At 51.4% G+C, this 17621-nt stretch carries 15 protein-coding genes; 4 read left to right on the plus strand and 11 right to left on the minus strand.

Going from position 1 to position 17621, the window contains the following annotated elements:
- Positions 1-38 precede the first annotated feature (38 nt).
- Complete coding sequence (locus MKZ24_RS28110; protein ID WP_340788913.1) at positions 39-839, plus strand: class I SAM-dependent methyltransferase; 801 nt, start codon at positions 39-41, stop codon at positions 837-839.
- A gap of 116 nt (positions 840-955) precedes the next feature.
- On the opposite strand, the gene MKZ24_RS28115 is transcribed toward MKZ24_RS28110, so the two are convergent.
- From MKZ24_RS28115 to MKZ24_RS28140, 6 genes are all read right to left on the minus strand, one after another.
- Positions 956-2626: a hybrid sensor histidine kinase/response regulator gene (locus tag MKZ24_RS28115; RefSeq protein WP_052416173.1), complete on the minus strand. Its 1671-nt coding sequence runs from the start codon at positions 2624-2626 to the stop codon at positions 956-958.
- Between the two features lie 226 nt (positions 2627-2852).
- Positions 2853-3545 (minus strand): ABC transporter permease, encoded by a 693-nt coding sequence (locus MKZ24_RS28120; protein WP_042234382.1) that lies wholly within the window; start codon positions 3543-3545, stop codon positions 2853-2855.
- Entirely contained in the window at positions 3538-4455 is a 918-nt protein-coding gene (locus tag MKZ24_RS28125; RefSeq protein ID WP_042234379.1) for an ABC transporter ATP-binding protein, read from the minus strand. The genes MKZ24_RS28120 and MKZ24_RS28125 overlap by 8 nt, the downstream gene beginning before the upstream one ends.
- Positions 4456-4593: 138 nt before the next feature.
- On the minus strand, positions 4594-5529 hold the full coding sequence (locus MKZ24_RS28130) for a sensor histidine kinase (protein WP_042234377.1): 936 nt from the start codon (positions 5527-5529) through the stop codon (positions 4594-4596).
- Positions 5526-6275, minus strand: a complete 750-nt coding sequence (locus MKZ24_RS28135; RefSeq protein ID WP_081956444.1) for a response regulator transcription factor — start codon at positions 6273-6275, stop codon at positions 5526-5528. The genes MKZ24_RS28130 and MKZ24_RS28135 overlap by 4 nt, the downstream gene beginning before the upstream one ends.
- Before the next feature lie 18 nt (positions 6276-6293).
- Complete coding sequence (locus tag MKZ24_RS28140; protein WP_042234376.1) at positions 6294-7193, minus strand: DUF4362 domain-containing protein; 900 nt, start codon at positions 7191-7193, stop codon at positions 6294-6296.
- Positions 7194-7528: 335 nt separating this feature from the next.
- Here MKZ24_RS28140 and MKZ24_RS28145 point away from each other — a divergent pair, with 335 nt between their 5' ends.
- The gene (locus tag MKZ24_RS28145) at positions 7529-8659 is read left to right on the plus strand and encodes an IS4 family transposase (protein WP_042233458.1); all 1131 of its coding nucleotides are present in this window, start codon (positions 7529-7531) and stop codon (positions 8657-8659) included.
- A gap of 159 nt (positions 8660-8818) precedes the next feature.
- On the plus strand, positions 8819-9028 hold the full coding sequence (locus MKZ24_RS28150; protein ID WP_042234372.1) for a hypothetical protein: 210 nt from the start codon (positions 8819-8821) through the stop codon (positions 9026-9028).
- A 160-nt stretch (positions 9029-9188) separates the two neighbouring features.
- Here MKZ24_RS28150 and MKZ24_RS28155 read toward each other — a convergent pair whose 3' ends face one another.
- The 3 genes from MKZ24_RS28155 to MKZ24_RS28165 all read right to left on the minus strand — a co-directional run bounded on the left by MKZ24_RS28155 (position 9189) and on the right by MKZ24_RS28165 (position 12050).
- Entirely contained in the window at positions 9189-9800 is a 612-nt protein-coding gene (locus MKZ24_RS28155) for a uridine kinase family protein (protein ID WP_340788929.1), read from the minus strand.
- 99 nt (positions 9801-9899) lie between these two features.
- Positions 9900-10946: a dienelactone hydrolase family protein gene (locus tag MKZ24_RS28160; RefSeq protein WP_340788932.1), complete on the minus strand. Its 1047-nt coding sequence runs from the start codon at positions 10944-10946 to the stop codon at positions 9900-9902.
- A 306-nt stretch (positions 10947-11252) separates the two neighbouring features.
- Positions 11253-12050, minus strand: a complete 798-nt coding sequence (locus tag MKZ24_RS28165) for an AraC family transcriptional regulator (protein WP_340788935.1) — start codon at positions 12048-12050, stop codon at positions 11253-11255.
- 138 nt (positions 12051-12188) lie between these two features.
- Here MKZ24_RS28165 and MKZ24_RS28170 point away from each other — a divergent pair, with 138 nt between their 5' ends.
- Positions 12189-14438, plus strand: a complete 2250-nt coding sequence (locus MKZ24_RS28170) for an FAD-dependent oxidoreductase (protein WP_340788938.1) — start codon at positions 12189-12191, stop codon at positions 14436-14438.
- A 105-nt stretch (positions 14439-14543) separates the two neighbouring features.
- On the opposite strand, the gene MKZ24_RS28175 is transcribed toward MKZ24_RS28170, so the two are convergent.
- Together MKZ24_RS28175 and MKZ24_RS28180 are read right to left on the minus strand one after the other, a co-directional pair.
- Positions 14544-15659, minus strand: a complete 1116-nt coding sequence (locus MKZ24_RS28175; RefSeq protein ID WP_340788941.1) for a glycoside hydrolase family 88/105 protein — start codon at positions 15657-15659, stop codon at positions 14544-14546.
- A gap of 36 nt (positions 15660-15695) precedes the next feature.
- Positions 15696-17480 carry a glycoside hydrolase family 2 protein gene (locus tag MKZ24_RS28180; protein WP_331281910.1) on the minus strand — a complete coding sequence of 595 codons (1785 nt, stop codon included), beginning with the start codon at positions 17478-17480 and terminating at the stop codon, positions 15696-15698.
- Positions 17481-17621 lie beyond the last annotated feature (141 nt).

The raw sequence follows: 17621 nt of genomic DNA on the forward strand, positions 1-17621 counted from the left end.
GAAAGGGCGATTTCCAATATTTATCAAGGGGGTATACGATGCAGGAGCAGATGGCACGTGCGAATAAGACGGCTTGGGAAACGAAGGCATACCAGGCCTGGACACAGCATCATGGATCACCTGAGGAGCTGGCCGGGCGATTGAAGCAGGACCCAAGGCACCCGTTGCGGCATTGGCTGAAGTACCTAGGTAACCCGACAGGATTGAAGGTGTTGAACCTGCTCGGCTCTCACGGGATGAAGGCGAATTGTTTCGCTTTGCTGGGTGCTGAGGTTACTGTCGTGGATATTTCTGAAGAGAACCGGCTGTATGCCAGTGAAGTAGCGGCAGCGGCGGGGGTTACACTGAACTACATCTGTGCAGACGTCTTAAATATCCCCGGCGAGGAAGCCCTGGGAACCTTCGATGTTATCCTGATGGAGTTTGGGATTTTGCATTACTTTACGGATTTAAATGCTATTTTTTCTTTGGTCAGCAGAAGGTTAACGGCAAACGGGAGGCTCATACTGACGGATTTCCATCCGTTCGCCAGGGCATGGATGACAACCCGGAATCTTCAGCATCCTACGGGTAATTATTTTGACGATACACTCAGGGAAGGTGAGGTTGCCTTTGCCAAGCTGCTTCCCGAAGAGGAACGGTCCGGGTTAGCCCAAGTGGTGACACGGGGCTGGACTGTAGGCGATATTATCACTTCAGTAGCCTCCCAGGGGCTATATATCCGCACCTTTGAAGAAATCAGGAGTCCAGGGGACCCGAGATTCCCTGAGTTCTACACGCTGATTGCGGATCATATTGCGGGGCAGCTGAACCCGCTGTATCCTGAAACATCAGGATAGCAGGCAGTCTCACCCAAAGGCAGGATCAGCTGGTGAAGCAATTACCTATACAGCTGCTAATAGCAGCCGCAAACAGAAACAGCAAGTCTCCTGACGGAGACTTGCTGTTTGTTATATTAGGGCTGGTATACTTCCGCTTCAACCTCTTCCTTCACAAAAGGAAGCATGAACCGGAAGATCGATCCCCGGTTCTCTTCGCTCTCCACGAAGATCGTTCCGCCCATCAGCTCCACCAGCTGCTTGCAGATCGCAAGGCCTAGTCCGGTGCCGCCATATTTACGGTTAATGGACGGATGCAGCTGGGAGAAGGACTGGAACAGCAGATTCAGCTTGCTGTCAGCAATACCTACCCCTGTATCACGGACAGAGAACTCCAGCAGGTATTCCGGCGAGGCCGGCAGCGGAATATTCTTCACCGAGAGGGTCACACTGCCCTGATCGGTGAATTTAAGTGCGTTGCCGACCAGATTGACGATAATCTGCCGCAAGCGGCTCGGATCGGTCGTGACAATATCCGGCACGCTGGTATCCGCCCACCAGCGCAGGGCGAGCTTCTTCTCCTCTGCCTTGGGAGTGAACAGATCAATGATACCCTCCAGCATCTCGCGCAGGTCGAAACTCTCCGATTGCAGCGGCATTTTGCCGGCTTCCATCTTGCTGAAATCGAGAATATCATTGAGGATCTGCAGCAGACTGTAGCTGCTGCTGCGCAGAATCTCGGTATAACTGCGCTGCTCTTCCTCCAGATTTGTTTCCAGCAGCAGATCTGCCATCCCGATCATACCGTTCATCGGGGTGCGGATCTCATGGCTCATCATCGCCAGGAAATCAGACTTGGCCTGCGCAGCCTGCTCAGCCGATTCCTTGGCCCGGAGAATCTCCCGTTCGTTCGTTATATCACTGAAGGAGACGACCACACCGCAGATCATGCCTTTATCCAGCAACGGAGCAATCCGGTAGTTCACGAAGAAGCTGGTCCCGTCCTTACGCCAGAAGATTTCATCCGCTTTGCTGCGGGTAACGCCATCTTGAATGGTGAGCCGGATCGGACATTCCAGCGGTGAATGCCGGGCTGCACTCCCGCCGATATAGTGAATCATTTCCATCATCGGCAGTCCGGCCAGCTCTGACGGCTCATAGCCCAGCATTTCGGCCCCTTCACGGTTGATAAAGATCGTCCGCCCCAGCGTATCCAGTCCGAAGATTCCGGCAGAGACGGAATTCAGAATCAGACTAAGCCGTCTATCTTCCGCCATCTCAAAAACAAACTCCGAAAGCGGCAGTGCTTCCCCGGCCAGCTCATCGTCCGTCAGGGGAGGAAAGTCCGCTCCCTCAAGCCCTATACGTTCCGCACCGGACGAATCCCGCCTGCTCATGCGTTCCCAGCTTTGCAGCAGCAGAGAGAGCGGCCGGTCCCCGGTATCATGAACGATGGCAAATACACCGGCAATACCTTCCTCTGTATGAAGCGGCACATACCTTACAGAAACAGCATTACCCCCGGAATCCCCTGCTTTTGCTCCGCTTACTTCTGCCGCTTCCATAATTAATTCGAAGCTGGATGTAATACCGGCCAGAGCAGATGCGAAATAGGCCTCCCCGGGAGGATGCATCCGGCATTCGATCAGCCTGGCTGCGTCCTCTGCACTTAAGGTACGGTTGCTGTCGGCATAACGCCCCTGTCTGTCCAGCACGATAATGAGATCCGGATGATGATCGAACAACGCTCTAAAAGCACTTTCTTCAGAAAGTGCCCGGCCCAGGATAGAAGCCCAATCTGTACGCATGGCCCGCCTCCTCTGCTGCTTCATTCCTGCTATATTATAGGACCATAGATTGCGAAGAAACTCTATTTATGTAGAAATCTCTGAATTACTTACTATTATAACAAAAAAACCGCTATTGGTCGCCACAAAACATCGCAATCTGAGACGGCTGAGTAAACAAAAAAACAGTGCCATCCCGTGAGGGACAGCACCCGTTCTGCCGGTAACAGCAGGTCTGCCTTTCTTGCTAAGCCACATCCTGATGCTCAATATTCCGGATCGACAGGTACGCTATCCCCACTCCCACCAGCGCCAGAGAGAGCGAAATCCAGATCAGATTGCCCATCCGGAAGCCCCCGTTCCCGAAGCCGGACGAGATCAGCATGACAATCAGAACGGCGGAGACAATGGTAGCCGGTACGGATTTGCGGCGCATCCCGAAGTATAACGGAATCAGTGCAATGCCTGCAGCGTAGAGTGCATCCGTCCCGGCCTTCATCAGCTGGGTAGTGATCAGCTCCTGTGTCAGTGTTCCCTGAATCACGTCAGGCACGAAATAATCAATCCCGGTAAGAATGCCGCTGATTACAGCATCAGACAGGAAAATACTGAGGAAGGTAAACAGAAACACAATGATTAACTTTGCAGCCAGCAGCATTTTGCGCGGAACCGGGTACATGAACAGCACAGTGATGGTATTGTTCTTGTACTCGTCGATCACCAGCTTGCTGATCAGGACAGAGGCAAAGATGATAAAGGTCGCTTTTACAAAAACGAACACTCCGTCGAATAAATCCGTATACGTGCTGAATTCCCCTTCGTTAAGCGATGTAAAGGCGATAAGAACCATGAAGCCCAGAATGGCGAGATCGGCAATCAGCACACTTTTGAGAAAATTGAATTTGTTCTTACGCAGCTCCAAACGAATCAGCTTAAGCATTGCGGGCACCTCCTATCAGTTCTACGAAGTGATCTTCCAGCGAATGATGCTTCTTGCTCATACTCTCCAGCTCCACATTGGCTTCAGCCAGTGCCTTACTCAGCTCCAGCTGCGGAATCTCGTCGTAAATGCGTATCGTGCGCGGGTCGAGCACTTTGTAGTTCGTCAAGCCCAGCTTATGCTCCAGGATATAGACAGCCTTCGTGCACTCGCCAGTAATCAGTTCAATGTATTGTGTATTCTGGTTACGGATCGTATCCATCGCCAATTGTTCCACCAGTACTCCTTCACGGATCACGCCGATGGTGTCGGCAATCTGTTCGATCTCTCCCAGAATATGACTGGAGATCAGCAGTGTCATGCCGTACTCCTGGCTCAGCATGCGGAACACCTCGCGCAGTTCCTTGATGCCGAGCGGGTCCAGCCCATTGATCGGTTCATCCAGAATGAGCAGCTCCGGCTTGGTCATCACCGCTCTGGCAATGCCCAGCCGCTGCTTCATCCCCAGGGAGAATTGCTTCACAGGTTTCTTGTCCACGGCACTCAGCTTCACCAGCTCCAGTGCTTCCTTCATCGCTTGGGGATCATAATATCCCATATACTCGCCATGCAGCGCCAGATTCTCGCGGGCACTCAGCTTGTCGTAGAACACCGGATATTCAATGATGCTGCCCATCCGCTTCAGCATTTCGTAAGAGCGGTGAGTCATCTTCTCGCCGAAAAATTCAATCTCGCCCGCCGTCGGCTTCACCAGATTCGTGATCATTTTCATCACCGTAGTTTTGCCGGCACCGTTGGGTCCCAGGAACCCGTAAATTTCACCCTGCCTGATCTCCATATTCACGCTGCGTACGATTTCCTTCTCCTCATAGACTTTGGTTAAATCCCATGTCCGGAGTATGGTTGTCATGTCCGTTATCCCCTTTGACTTCTTCTTTGTCTTCCTGGTATTTATTCTACAGGGCGGAGTTTGCTTTTTTATTACTTGAATCTTACGTAAATCTTAAGCTGCGTCAGAATACGCGGACCGCCCCGCCAGAACCGGAATTCAGAAGGTCAGCCGCTGAAAAGAAAGCGTAAATGCCGTCCGGACATACGGCTTGCTGCTTAAGGAAATACGGCCGTTCATCTGCTCGGTGAGCCGCTTGGTGATGGTCAGCCCCAGGCCGCTGCCCTGGTAGTCACGGTTGCGCGAATCCTCCAGGGTGTAGAGCCGCTCGAACACCTTGTCCTCATGGCCTTCGGCAATGCCTTTGCCCCGGTCCCATACTTCTATGAACACCTGACCGGCAGTGCTGTACAGCTTCAGCCCCAGTACCCCGCCGGCCTCGCCGTAGGCAATCGCATTCGACAACAGATTGGACAACACCCGGTCCAGTGCATCATCGTTGCCCATCATATAGAGCGGCTCATCCGGTATCTCGATCTGCACGTCGGCACCTTTGGCACTCAGAATATCGTAGAACACAAGAATATTCCTGCGGCAGACCTCACCCAGCTCCACACGTGACAGCGGGATATCCCGGTCCCCCGACTCCAGCTTGGCCAGATCAAAGAAACGGTTCATCAGCGTGATGACTTCCCCCGCTTTGGAATGTATGGTGCGCAGAATACGTTCCTGCTCTTCCGCTGGCATGTCTTTATCATGCAGCAGGGTCTCAATATACCCTAGCACCACTGTCAGCGGGGTCTTCAGGTCATGGGAGATGTTAGCCAGCATACTGCGCATAGACTTCTCCAGCCTGGCCCGTTCTACGGCTCCCTTATGATTGACATCCAGCAGCCGGTTCAGATCGGTCAGCAGGATTTGCAGCTCCAGACTGCTGCTCATCAGAAGCAGCCGTTCATGCGAGCCGCGCTCCACAATGCTCTCCAGCTTGGTATGAATATATTTCAACTGGCGTGCGTGCTGCCGCGAATTCATTACTTGCAGGACAAGGACCAGCAGAAGCAGAGCAATGATGATAATGAACAAGGCTGTCATTGCTGCATATCTCCGAGCTTATAGCCGATGCCCCACAGCGTTCGGATATATTCCGGATGGGAAGGATCATCCTCAATCTTCTCGCGCAGTCTGCGCATATGTACATTGATTACATTCTCATCCCCGAAGTAATCATCCTCCCAGACCAGACTGTAAATCTGCGCCTTCGTGAACACCCGTCCCGGGCTGCTCACGAACAGCTTCAGGATATGGAATTCCTTGGCGGTCAGCTTCACTTCTTCCCCGTTCTTCCGCGCCGAGAAGTTGTCCAGATCGACCGTTAGCCCCTGCAGTTCGATCACTTTGGACTTCGGCGGCTTCGGCTCCTCTCCGGTCTGCGTCAGGTTGCCGGCGGCAGCCTGGCTCCCTTGCGCTGCGTACCCGGCCCGCCGGATCGCCGCCTTCACCCGCGCGGCCAGCTCAATCATCGAGAACGGCTTGGTGATATAATCATCCGCGCCGAAGCCAAGCCCCAGCGCCTTATCTACATCACTGTCCTTCGCTGACATAATCAGCACCGGCACAAGGCTCCCGCTGCGGATCATCTGCAGCACATCCGTGCCGCTGCGCTTCGGCAGCATCAGATCCAGCAGTACCAGATCATATGGCGGACCGCCCAGAAATTTCTTCACCGCCACCTCCCCGTCAAATGCTGTCTCCACCTCGTAGCCCTCTTTAGTCAAATATGAACCTACCATTTCGCTGATTGCCTCATCGTCCTCAATCAGCAGCACCCGCTGCAGCATAATGAACCTCCTGTAATTCTATTTGACGCCGCCTGTAGCAGCAGGCAGCTGTAAGTAACTATCCCCGGCCTCTACAAGCCCGATAATGTAATCTGCGGCCTCCGTCATGGTCTTGCCATCCCTGCCGGTATCACATTCGCTCCAGGCATAATGCCGCTCGGCACTATTGATCATCACCGTCAGATCATAGCTCTCATAAGGCTTGAGGTTGCAGCTTGTACTAAGCTGCTTCTCCACAAGGTAATTGGCCAACACCAGCTTCCGGTAGATGCTCTGCCGGTCTGCCTGCGGCAGGGAGAAATCGCTGATTTCGCTGGCAGTACCGTTCAGCATATCTTTTACCAGGGACTGATTCACCGTATTGATCTCATTCCTGTGATTAAACCCGTATTTGAGCACAAACTCAAATTTATCCTGCGAGCTCAGATCGAAGCTGACGATAAGTAAATCTCCATCCCCCATATCCCCCTCGCAGCCCTTCAGGGAGTACCTCAACTGATGCTTCTCCTCCGTCCGTACAAGCTCACTACAGCTGTAAGTCTTCACTTCACGGGAACCGAAGGCATCCTCAGTGGTATCATAATCGAGCTCCAGCCGTCCGCCTTTATACCTTAATTCGATAAAGATCGGGTCGCCTTCGATAGTATACTGCACGATCCGCTGGCTGCCGCTTCCCCGCTCCATGAAGCTGTCCAGCTTGTCCAGATTGCTGACCCCGTTGCCGTTAGAGGATATGACATCCTTCTCCTCGTCAATCTTGTGACTGATGGCAGATGAGCCTCCACGATCAAATAACGAGCAGCCTGTAGCCAGAACCAGCAGAAGTAGAGCCGGAAGAGCTGCCCTGGCCAGGCTTCTGAACAGCACAACCATTATTCTCAGCTTGCACAGCAGTTTTGAGTCAGGCGTTACGTTCACGGCTGATGACCTCCCTGAAATCACGATCGGATGGAGCTTTTGTTAAAGTATACCAATGCTGCGCACGCGATTCTACTACAAAGAGCCATACATACCCGCTCACTTTAAGTTGTTAACATACTCCCAGCTTCACCACGGTGACTGTCGGGACTTCCAGCTACTGTTGCCGAAACTAATTCTCGATTGGCCCGCTGTATGTGGTAGAGGGTCCGGCAAATTTCCTATAATCATGCCCATAATATAGGCGTGTTGATTTCCCAAAAAAAGGGACGAAAAAGGCCGCCATTTCGGGTAATGGTAAGTACGACCAAACCAAACCGAAATGAGGCGACCTCATGAATAAATATACCCCATTTTTAGCCGTTTTCAAACAAGTGTTAACACCGGAAGAAGTCCAAATGGTGACCGGACAAACCGAGGACTACGTGGATAGAGGAACCAAAATGACCGTCGGGTTGCTGCTCGATTACTTTGTCCAAGCCTGCTACCACAAATGGGACGGATTCCGGCAGAGTGCCCGCTTAGGCCCAAGCTTTGACTTGCCAGAAATTCATTACTCCACCCTTTCCGGCAAGGCCGGTGAAGTCCCTTACGAAATCTTCAAACGTATCTTTCAAATGCTCGTCACGAAATGTAACCGCCAAACCCGGCGGCATTTGAATCTTCCTAAAGATCTTTTGCTGATTGACTCGACTACGGTCACGGCAGCGAACTCTCGAATGCCTTGGGCCTCGTACAAAAAATTCAGAGGGGGTATTAAGCTGCATGTTGCTCTTTCGCATGGCCAGCGTTCACCCCTGAACGTGAAGGAATCGATCGCGAAGCGCAATGACGCTCCGTTTGGAGAAGTCTTGGCCGATACGGACTACATTTTGGTACAGGATCGGGCGTATGGAAAAATCAGCAGATTGGATCAATATGTGCTCCAGGGCCAGTCGTTTGTGATTCGGCTCAAAGACAATCTCCATTTGGTGAAGCCAAGAGAACTCCAGCGACCCGCAGAGGGAGAAACGAAAATTGTTCGTGATATTACTTGTTATATCGGTCAAGGGAAGTGCCAATCTGCTCAGCGCCACCGGGTCGTAGAATTTGAAAATGACCGGGGTGAAGTCGTACGGGTCGTGACCGATTTGAGAAAAGAGTCCGCTCATGTGATCGCTGAAATCTACAAGGCACGCTGGGAAATTGAAGTCTTTTTCCGCTGGATTAAACAGCATCTGAACGTGCCATGTCTATTTGGAACCACCGAAAATGCGGTATACAGCCAATTGTTTGTGGCCCTTGCTGTCTATGTGCTTCTGAAACGCGTTTATGATGAAATCCACCCCAACGTGCCTGCCTTTGCTCAACTGACCCTTTGGGAATTTATGCAGCATTGGCGTATATTTAGTCTTCCGCTGGAGTGGCAGGTTCAACTTAGTCTGCTCAGGAACAAAGGGGTTTTGGGGATTATATCCATCCCATAATATGGGGAATCAACAGGCCTGCCCATAATACAACATTTTGCTCCTAAAGGCGGCCATAATCCGAAATTGTTGTATGGATGCAGCATTTCTCTTCCTATAGTTACTTGCACATTCCCGCAGCTACTGCCTGTTAAGATTCTTTTAAGGAATGGCCCTTACGTGCTCTGCCACATTATGCTGTGGGACAAATACTTTTATGATGAGGCCTTTGTCAAAGTGAAGGAAGGCCAGCCGCTGACGGCAGTTCATCAGGACTTTAATGAATTCAATGCCAATGCGGTTCTATACGCCAGGACAGTGACCAAGCAGGAAGCGATCGGGCAATTCGTATTGGAGACGGCAATAAATTCAGCATTCGCGAACACCTGAGAGATTTCATTCCACACGACAAGCATCATAAGCAGCAAATCGAGAAGTATGTTTTATCAGTTACAGCCATTCAATTTAAACAGCTGCAGCCCCAATCCTCCATGTCACCGGAAGGCTGGGGCCGCAGCTGTGTATGACTCTCTTTTCGCCGAAACTAAGCTTAATCTTGATTCCTGATCACAATATCGAACTTCTCATGATACGGATGCATGAATAATTCATACTGAATTCTGCGCTGTTCGTGGGATTTCATTAAATACTGAAGATCCGTCCCCCGCTCAGCCACATCACGGAATCCCCTCCGCCTCAGCTCGGTCTCCCCATCCGTATATAAGTAGACTTTGAGATCATACAGACTTGGGTCCGTAAAAGCAACGCTCATGCCTTCTACAATATTAATCTTGTTGTCAGAAGATAACAGCGTACTCTTGCTATAATGCGTACCGATGGTATACAGATCCAAGCCGTCCCGCAGCATACGGATGTCTCTCTCCAAAGCAGCTACGTTATGGGCAGCAGGGTGACAGGCAGTCATTTTATCACGATATGGTTCATTGTTATATTCGTAGTCAATCCTTGCGTACCGCCTAAGATCAGAACCGATAATGTAAGGGTCAGTATTCAGAACATTCACATTCTCTTGCCCCACAAGACTGATCAGATGATGGGCAAACGTCGTCTTTCCCGATGCCCCGTGACCCGAAATCCCCACGATCACTCTCTCTGCCTGACCGTTAATCCACCCGGCTATTCTATGCAATTCCTGATTCATAGCTTCCTCCGCATGTCCTCTATTAGAAGTATCCAATATCCTATACTATCACAAAAGGCGGACCGGGATCGGCTGCGATTCTACCTGACTGCGTTCAATTCACGGGTGTTTATCCGAGCTGGCACCGGCAAGCCGCTTCCGCAACCAGGCGTACGCCGGCTCCCCGTGTATTTCATGCCCTCCGGCAAAAAAATCCGCCTCTATCTGTCCGCCATGCCCCGCTGCGTTATAGATCGCCTCCAGCCCGTCCAGAGCTTGCTCCGCGCCAGCCGGACCAAACAAAGGATCGGTATCTCCCGACTCCAGGAACAAGCCGCGCGGGGCAATCAAACCAAGCAAATCCGGCATTTCTGCTTCCAGCAGAATGCCCGGAATATAATTGTCCAGACAATGATTTCGGGTAAGGATGCTATCCGCAAACGTATTGGCATATCCGCTGACGACAGCACAGCTGATCCGCTGATCCAGTGCAGCTGTGAAGCCGGCTACCAGCCCGCCGCCGGAAATCCCCATAATGCCTAATCGTTCACCGTTTACCTCTTCCCGCATCTGCATATAATCTAGCGCACGCATACTTTCATAGATCCGGTAGCCTGCCATCGTCTGCCCCGCCATCAATAGCGCGGAGGATAGGCGGAAGCAGGAATTGCGCCCGGGCTCGCCGCTCTCCAGATCCTCTGCCAGCCGTCTGTCACCGAATCCGAGCACCTCGGGCGCTGCGACCACAAAGCCCTGCTTCACCAGCGAGACGGCAAAATCCTTATGAAGCCCCGGGTCACCCTGTCGCTGCGAGCCGTCCGGGTTGAGGCCGGTAATCTCACGGCTGCCGTAGCCATGCCCATGAATAGCCAGAACAGCCGGGCAGGGAGAGGATAACGGCTGCCCGGGAATCAGAAGATACATAGCCATTCTAAGTCCATCATATGTGGTGATCTCTACACGCTCACGTATATATCCGTTACAGGCTACCCGTTCAAGCAGCACGGGTGCAAGCGCCGCCCGTTTATCAGGAAATCTCCCAAGCCGCCCGGTAAAGCTTGCAGCAAGCTTTGCCCGCCACTCTCCGTAAGGAATGTCCTCACGGAAGGCAGCGCTCTGCACTGCGGAAGCCGTCAATTGCTTCATATATTGTTCCAATGATTCCATCGGGGTTCCTCCGATCTAAGTTTACAGGCTTCATACAATGCCGCTTAGTATGGTACTACCCATATCCACGCTCTTAACCGGGAAGCGCTTGCAATGCAAGAGACCGGCCGGCATTTATCATCAATCCATCCTATTAATAATTCTTTATTAATCCGGCCACATGAGCTGACTCCTCTGTATGAACAGTTACATGTGGAATATTCTCGATATATCCATATATTAACACACTTTGTCACATTATCTATCTCTGCCTTTATTCAAAAATTTGTCAGTTCTATCCCAAATAGCTCCCTGTGAACTCTTATGTTATACGCGGTGCAGCTTACGGTATTTTGATGGCGTTACCCCCAGCTTCGCGGTGAATACCCGGCTCAGATAGAAGCCGTTCTCATAACCGCACTGCTGGGCGATCCGCTCGATGGGCTGCGCGGAATCCTCCAGAAGCTGACATGCCCGCCGCAGCCTGAGTCCAGTCACGAATTCTGAAGGGGTGACCCCATAGGCTGCACGGAACCGCCGCGTTAATTGTACCGGCGTAATGTTCAAGGTAACGGCCAGCTCCTGCATGGTCACCGGTGTGCAGGCATGCTCAACCATCCATTGTCTGGCCTGCTGCATCTGCGGACCGGGATTCGTTCCTTCAGAATAGATTTGTTCCGCTGCAATACTGCGCTCGATTTCCAGCAGCCTCCATACATCCTCAAGCAGATGCTTAATCCGGCCCAGCATGGGCTCCTCTTGAATCCCTCTTCCGATGCTCCGCATGTAGCGGTACGTTGAACTTAAGCGCTCCACATCTCTGACGACCCACCTTCCGCTAAGCGTTGCCACATCTTCCGGCTCCACCTCTGCCTCCCATACGAATTGAATGAAGTGAAAGGTTAGAGGGGTGAGCGTTCTCCGGTAAAAGGCTGTACCGGGCGGACATACAATAATGTCCCCGAATCCGCCTTCCCCTTCGTGATCTCCGAACCGGTACACAAACTGTCCTTGTTCAACCGCAAAAATCGTCCACACGGGATAGGTATCATGCTCCAGCAGGAACTGCTTTTTCTGCTCCCAATAGAGATAGGCTACTGGATGAACTGACCAATTATTTCGCATGCACAGCTCTCCCTCCAAGCAATAACGAAATGAAATAAAGTATATACTCTCAGAAATTATATGCATGTTATTTGATGATATATTATTTTATCATGAAACTACGGATATATTATCATAAGTCAGAGGAGAGGTTCAATAATGCGCAAAGAAACGGTCCAAACGGATGTCACCGTTATAGGCGGAGGTCTGGCGGGAGTATGTGCGGCGATTGCAGCGGCCCGTCTAGGGCAGAGTGTCTCACTGGTCAATAACCGTCCAGTACTTGGCGGCAACTCCAGCAGTGAAGTGCGGGTATGGGTGTGCGGCGCCACCTCGCATGGCATTCACCGGTATGCCCGGGAGACGGGGATTATGGGGGAACTATTTGTAGAGAACCAGTACCGCAACAAGGACGGGAATCCGTACCTGTGGGATATGGTTGTGCTGGAAGCCGTGCAGGCTGAACCGAATATTCAGCTGTTCCTGAACACGGATGTGCATGAAGCCGAGGCCGATGAGGAAGAAGGCGGCGGGCGGCGTATCCGCTCGGTTACCGGGTGGATGATGGGGTCAGAGCGGAGCATCCGCTTTGAGAGCCCGGTCTATCTGGACTGCACCGGAGACGGGCTGGTCGGGTTCCTGGCGGGTGCAGAATACCGGATGGGCCGCGAAGCGCATGATGAACTGGGTGAAGAATGGGCACCGCTGGTTGCAGATGATATTACCCTCGGCAGCACCCTGCTCTTCTATACCAAGGATGCCGGCCATCCGGTCAAATATATAGCTCCTTCAATGGCCATAGATATTACAAAGACATCCATCACCGAGAACCGCATCATCCGCAGCGGCGATAATGGCTGCGCCTACTGGTGGATTGAGTTCGGCGGCGAACAGGATACGGTTCATGACAATGAGGCCATTCGCAACGAGCTGTGGTCGATCATTTACGGGATTTGGGACTATATTAAGAACTCCGGGAATTTCGATGCCGGGAATATGACGCTGGAATGGGTCGGTTCGCTTCCGGGCAAACGCGAATACCGCCGCTTCGTAGGCGACTATATCTTGAACCAGAACGATATCCTTGCGCAGCGTGAATTCGCGGACCGCATTGGCTTCGGCGGCTGGTCGATCGATCTGCACCCGCCGCAGGGTGTCTATGCTACCGAATCCGGCTCGAAGCATATGTATTCTGACGGCAGCTACCACATTCCGTTCCGTTCACTGTATTCCGTGAATGTGAACAACCTGCTAATGGCCGGCCGTGACATCAGCGCCTCGCATGTGGCGTTCGGGACGACCCGCGTTATGGCTACCTGCGCGGTCATCGGCGAAGCGGCCGGCACCGGCGCTGCGCTCTGCGCTGCCAAGGGAGTAACGCCGCGCGAACTGCATGCGAACCACCTGAAGGAGCTGCAGCAGACGATGCTCCGCCAGGATGCCTCTATCCTGGGTCTGAACAATGAAGACGCTGCCGACCTGGCACTCCAGGCTGCCGTCAGCGCCTCCAGCGAACGGAACCGCTTCGCAGTGGAGCATCCGGCATTCAGCGTCCCTCTTACAGCTGACATCGGCGTCACCCTTCCGGTCGATCCTCTGCTGGACGGAATGGAGCTGCTGATCGACGCAAGTGAAGCAGCGGAGCTGACCGTTCAGCTATGGGAGACCGGACGTCCCGAGAATTATGTTCCCTATGCGCTTCTGCAATCCGCATCGGCTTCTGTCATCTCCGGTACGCAGCAATGGGTGAAGCTCGACCTGCACTGGCAGCCGGAGACGCCGTGCAATGCCTTTCTGATCATCAAGGCTAATGCGGCAATCACCCTGCATATGGCAGATCAGCCGACTTCGGGGATGCTCGCCTATGGGCATAGCAACACACCGGTAGTATCCTTGGATTTCCAGAATCAGCCCGCACAGCCTGTAGTCCTGTGGGACAAAAAGAAATTCGATCACACGGCCCCATGCATCCGCCTGTCTGGGCAAACCCAAGCCTTCGCCGCAGACAAGGCAGTGGACGGATACCTGCGTCCTTACGGCGGCCCGCATCTGTGGTCCTCTGACCGAATGAACTCCGGCCGCCCGGAATGGCATGAGCTGGCCTGGAGCGCACCCGTAACCCTCCGTGAGGTGCACGTTACCTTCAATGACGATGTCAACGAGGATCTGATTAACCTGCATCATCATATTACGCCATATGAAGTCCTGCCAACGCTCGTCAAGGATTATCGTATTGAAGCTTACGTGAACGGCAACTGGACGGCAGTCGCCGCAGGAAGTGACAATCACAAGCGCAAGCATGTGCACCTGCTGAGCGAAGCTGTCGTAGCAGACCGCCTGCGCGTTATCGTTCTGGAGACGAACGGCAGCGAGTACGCGGAGATTATTGAGGTGCGGGTGTACGAGTAACCGGATACAGAAGATACAACAGCCTAATCCTTTGGCGTAACTGCTCAAGGATTAGGCTGTTTGTATCCAAGAAGAGATGAATAAATCTATGAGCTTACGCTGAGTTTATTTTAGAGCTTCATACAAGGCAATAAGAGTCAGGGACTGTCCGTATGCCATCGGCATGAGGGTAATGTTCTTGTAATGATCCTTATCCATTCCCATCCCGGTTCCGGCCGACACATTCAGCACAGTTCCATCTCCGCTAATATTGTGACATACCGACTGAATAGCCTTATCTGCCGCAGCCTGATAGGAGGAATCGAGAATACCGGCTTTAATGCCTTTTAGGATACCTGCGGCAATTGCAGCCGAACCGGATACCTCTTCATAGCTGGTGGGGTCCTGCAGAACTGTATGCCACAGGCCGGAAGCTGCCTGAAGGGATACCAAGGCATTGACCTGAGCTTTATACGTATCCACCAGAAATTTCCGGATACCCGGGCTAATCGTATCCTGGCAAGCTTCCAGGTAATCGACGATGCCATAAGTGAACCAGGAATTACCGCGGCACCAGAAGATACTGCCGAAATTATCATTGCGTTCGAAGCTCCAGCCGTGGAAGAACAGGCCGGTATGCTTGTCGAACAGATACTTGATATGGAGCAGAATCTGGTGTTCAGCTTCATGCTGCCACTCCGGCCGGTTGAACTTGCTCCCGGCCTGGTTCAGAAACAGAACCGCCATAAAGAGCGTATCAATCCATAACTGTCCATTGTGCAAGTGAATTTCATCCCGGTTGCCAATGGCAGTGACCGTATGCTGAAAGCCTCCTTCTTTGGTTTTGGGCAACTCATGAAGGAGCCAATCCGCATGTTCCCGGCATAGCTCTTCCAGTTGGCTGGAAGGCTCAAGCTGATCCAGGAGCAGAACCAGAGCCAAATAAGGAGCTGTCGTATTAATGTTTTTGGAAGGCAGTCCAACCTCCAGATTACGGGAATACCAATTCTGTAAAAATTCAATATAGCGTTCATCGCCGTAAACCTTCTGCAGCTTGTAAAGACCATACAGACCGACGCCCTGCGGCCAGTCCCATTCTTCAATTCCGAAATCCCGTTGCACAATCCCTAACTTTGTATCGGCCTGAACCACGGTTTTATCCTTTTCATAGTCGCTGCCGCCCAGATTCATAAGCTTATCTACTACCAGCCCAATTTTTTGAAGCAGGTTTTCATTTGTCATGGATTCCTAAGCTCCTTGTCATTCAATATGTTCAGGCTAAATGGTCCGCAGATGCCATTGACTATTAATTTCTTTAATTAACGTCATATCGCATTTGGGTGTTCGATCATAGGCCAATAGACCGTTAATTTCTTGCTCCACATCGGTCAACTGCGTATAACAGTAACCATAAATAATCTTAGAAGCGTATACAGCCTTCATGATTCTCTCATATTCCAGAACAAGATCCTCGGAAGATTGTGCACTGGTATATCCCCAACCATCGTCAGCGCCTGCCTTATAGCTTATCCCGCCAAATTCAGTTAACAAGATCGGCTCTCCCCGATGCTCATAACCGTCTGCATATATACTGCGGGCCGATGGAGTTGAAGCAAGCATCGTCTCCTTCGTAGACAGCATCCGCTTATACTCTTCATACTTATTAGGCTCATCTGCCCGGCCATGCTGATAATTGTGTACCGCACATATGTCAGTCCGTGTCATTTCCCATCCATCATTCGATATCACTAACCGGGTATCATCCAGGGAATGAATAAGACTATACATGGCTAAGCTGTGATACTGCTGCTGCTTATCCGATTTCACCCTCGGAATTCCCCAGCTTTCGTTAAGCGGAACCCAGGCAACAATCGAGGGATGATTGAAGTCACGATCAATAATTTCAATCCATTCTTTGGTTAAACGGGCCACAGCATCACTATTGTAAGAAGGGCTGGCAGCACATTCTCCCCATACCAGGAACCCTAGCCGGTCCGCCCAGTACAGAAACCGCGGGTCCTCTACCTTTTGATGCTTACGGCAGCCGTTGAACCCTAATTCTTTGGCTAATTCAATATCTGTCTTCAGGTGTTCATCCGTTGGCGCAGTAAGTAATCCTTCCTGCCAGTAACCCTGATCGAGTACAAGCTTTTGATAATAAGGTTTGTTATTCAGATAGACCATACCGTTCTCTGTATGAACTTTCCGCATGCCGAAATACGACTGTATACCATCCACCTCAACCCCATGATCGTAAAGCTTCATTTCAACATCAAACAAATTAGGAGTTTCCGGAGTCCAGGTCCAGCCGGCATGATGAAAGTTAGTCCGGAATATCTTCAAACCAAAGAGATCTACCGTTCTGCGCGTTATGGGCTGCAACAATCGTACCCGATCCTGAACCACAGGCACTCCCCGAAAAGAAATACGGATATCCAAATCTAATTCTTCTGATCCGTATCCCCCACATTCAGCCTCGATGCCAATGCTCCCTTGATCTACATCGGGGTGGAACTTCACCTGATGAATATAAACAGGGTTCACCGCCTCCAGCCACACGGTCTGCCAAATCCCTGTCGTGCGGGTATACCAGATGCTATCGGGCTTCTCAAGCCAGAACTGTTTGCCCCGGGGTATAGTCTCATCCTGTGAAGGGTCCTCCACATGAACAGTCACCTGTTCCTCCTGTCCGGTTAAAGCATGCGTAATATCAAAGGAAAATGGAGTGTGCCCTCCCTCATGCATGCCGATATAATGACCATTCACATACACCCAGGCTCTATAATCTACCGCTCCAAAATGTAAGACAACACGCTTCTTAACCCAACCTGGATCAAGTGTGAAATTACGCTTATACCAGACATAGTCATGAAAAGAGGTATCGTGTATTCCACTTGCAGGGGTTTGAAAAGCAAAGGGAACTTGAATGGTCTGACTAAAATTCTGGCTTGGATCATACCATCGCTGTGCAGCTCCAACATTCTTGTCATCAAATTCAAATTGCCATGCTCCATTTAAGTTTAGCCATGCGTCTCTAACTAACTGTGGACGCGGGTATTCCATCCGATGTGACATCTAGCTTCATCTCCTATCCTATTAGTCCCGAAACAATAATAGTTAACTTTTGTGCGAGTTCAACAGTAACCCTTCCTCACAAGCAAGCAAATACTATCATGATGAAAGCGTTCTTTCAAGCTTGTATCA

Source organism: Paenibacillus sp. FSL R7-0297, assembly GCF_038009025.1.
Classification (GTDB): domain Bacteria; phylum Bacillota; class Bacilli; order Paenibacillales; family Paenibacillaceae; genus Paenibacillus_AQ.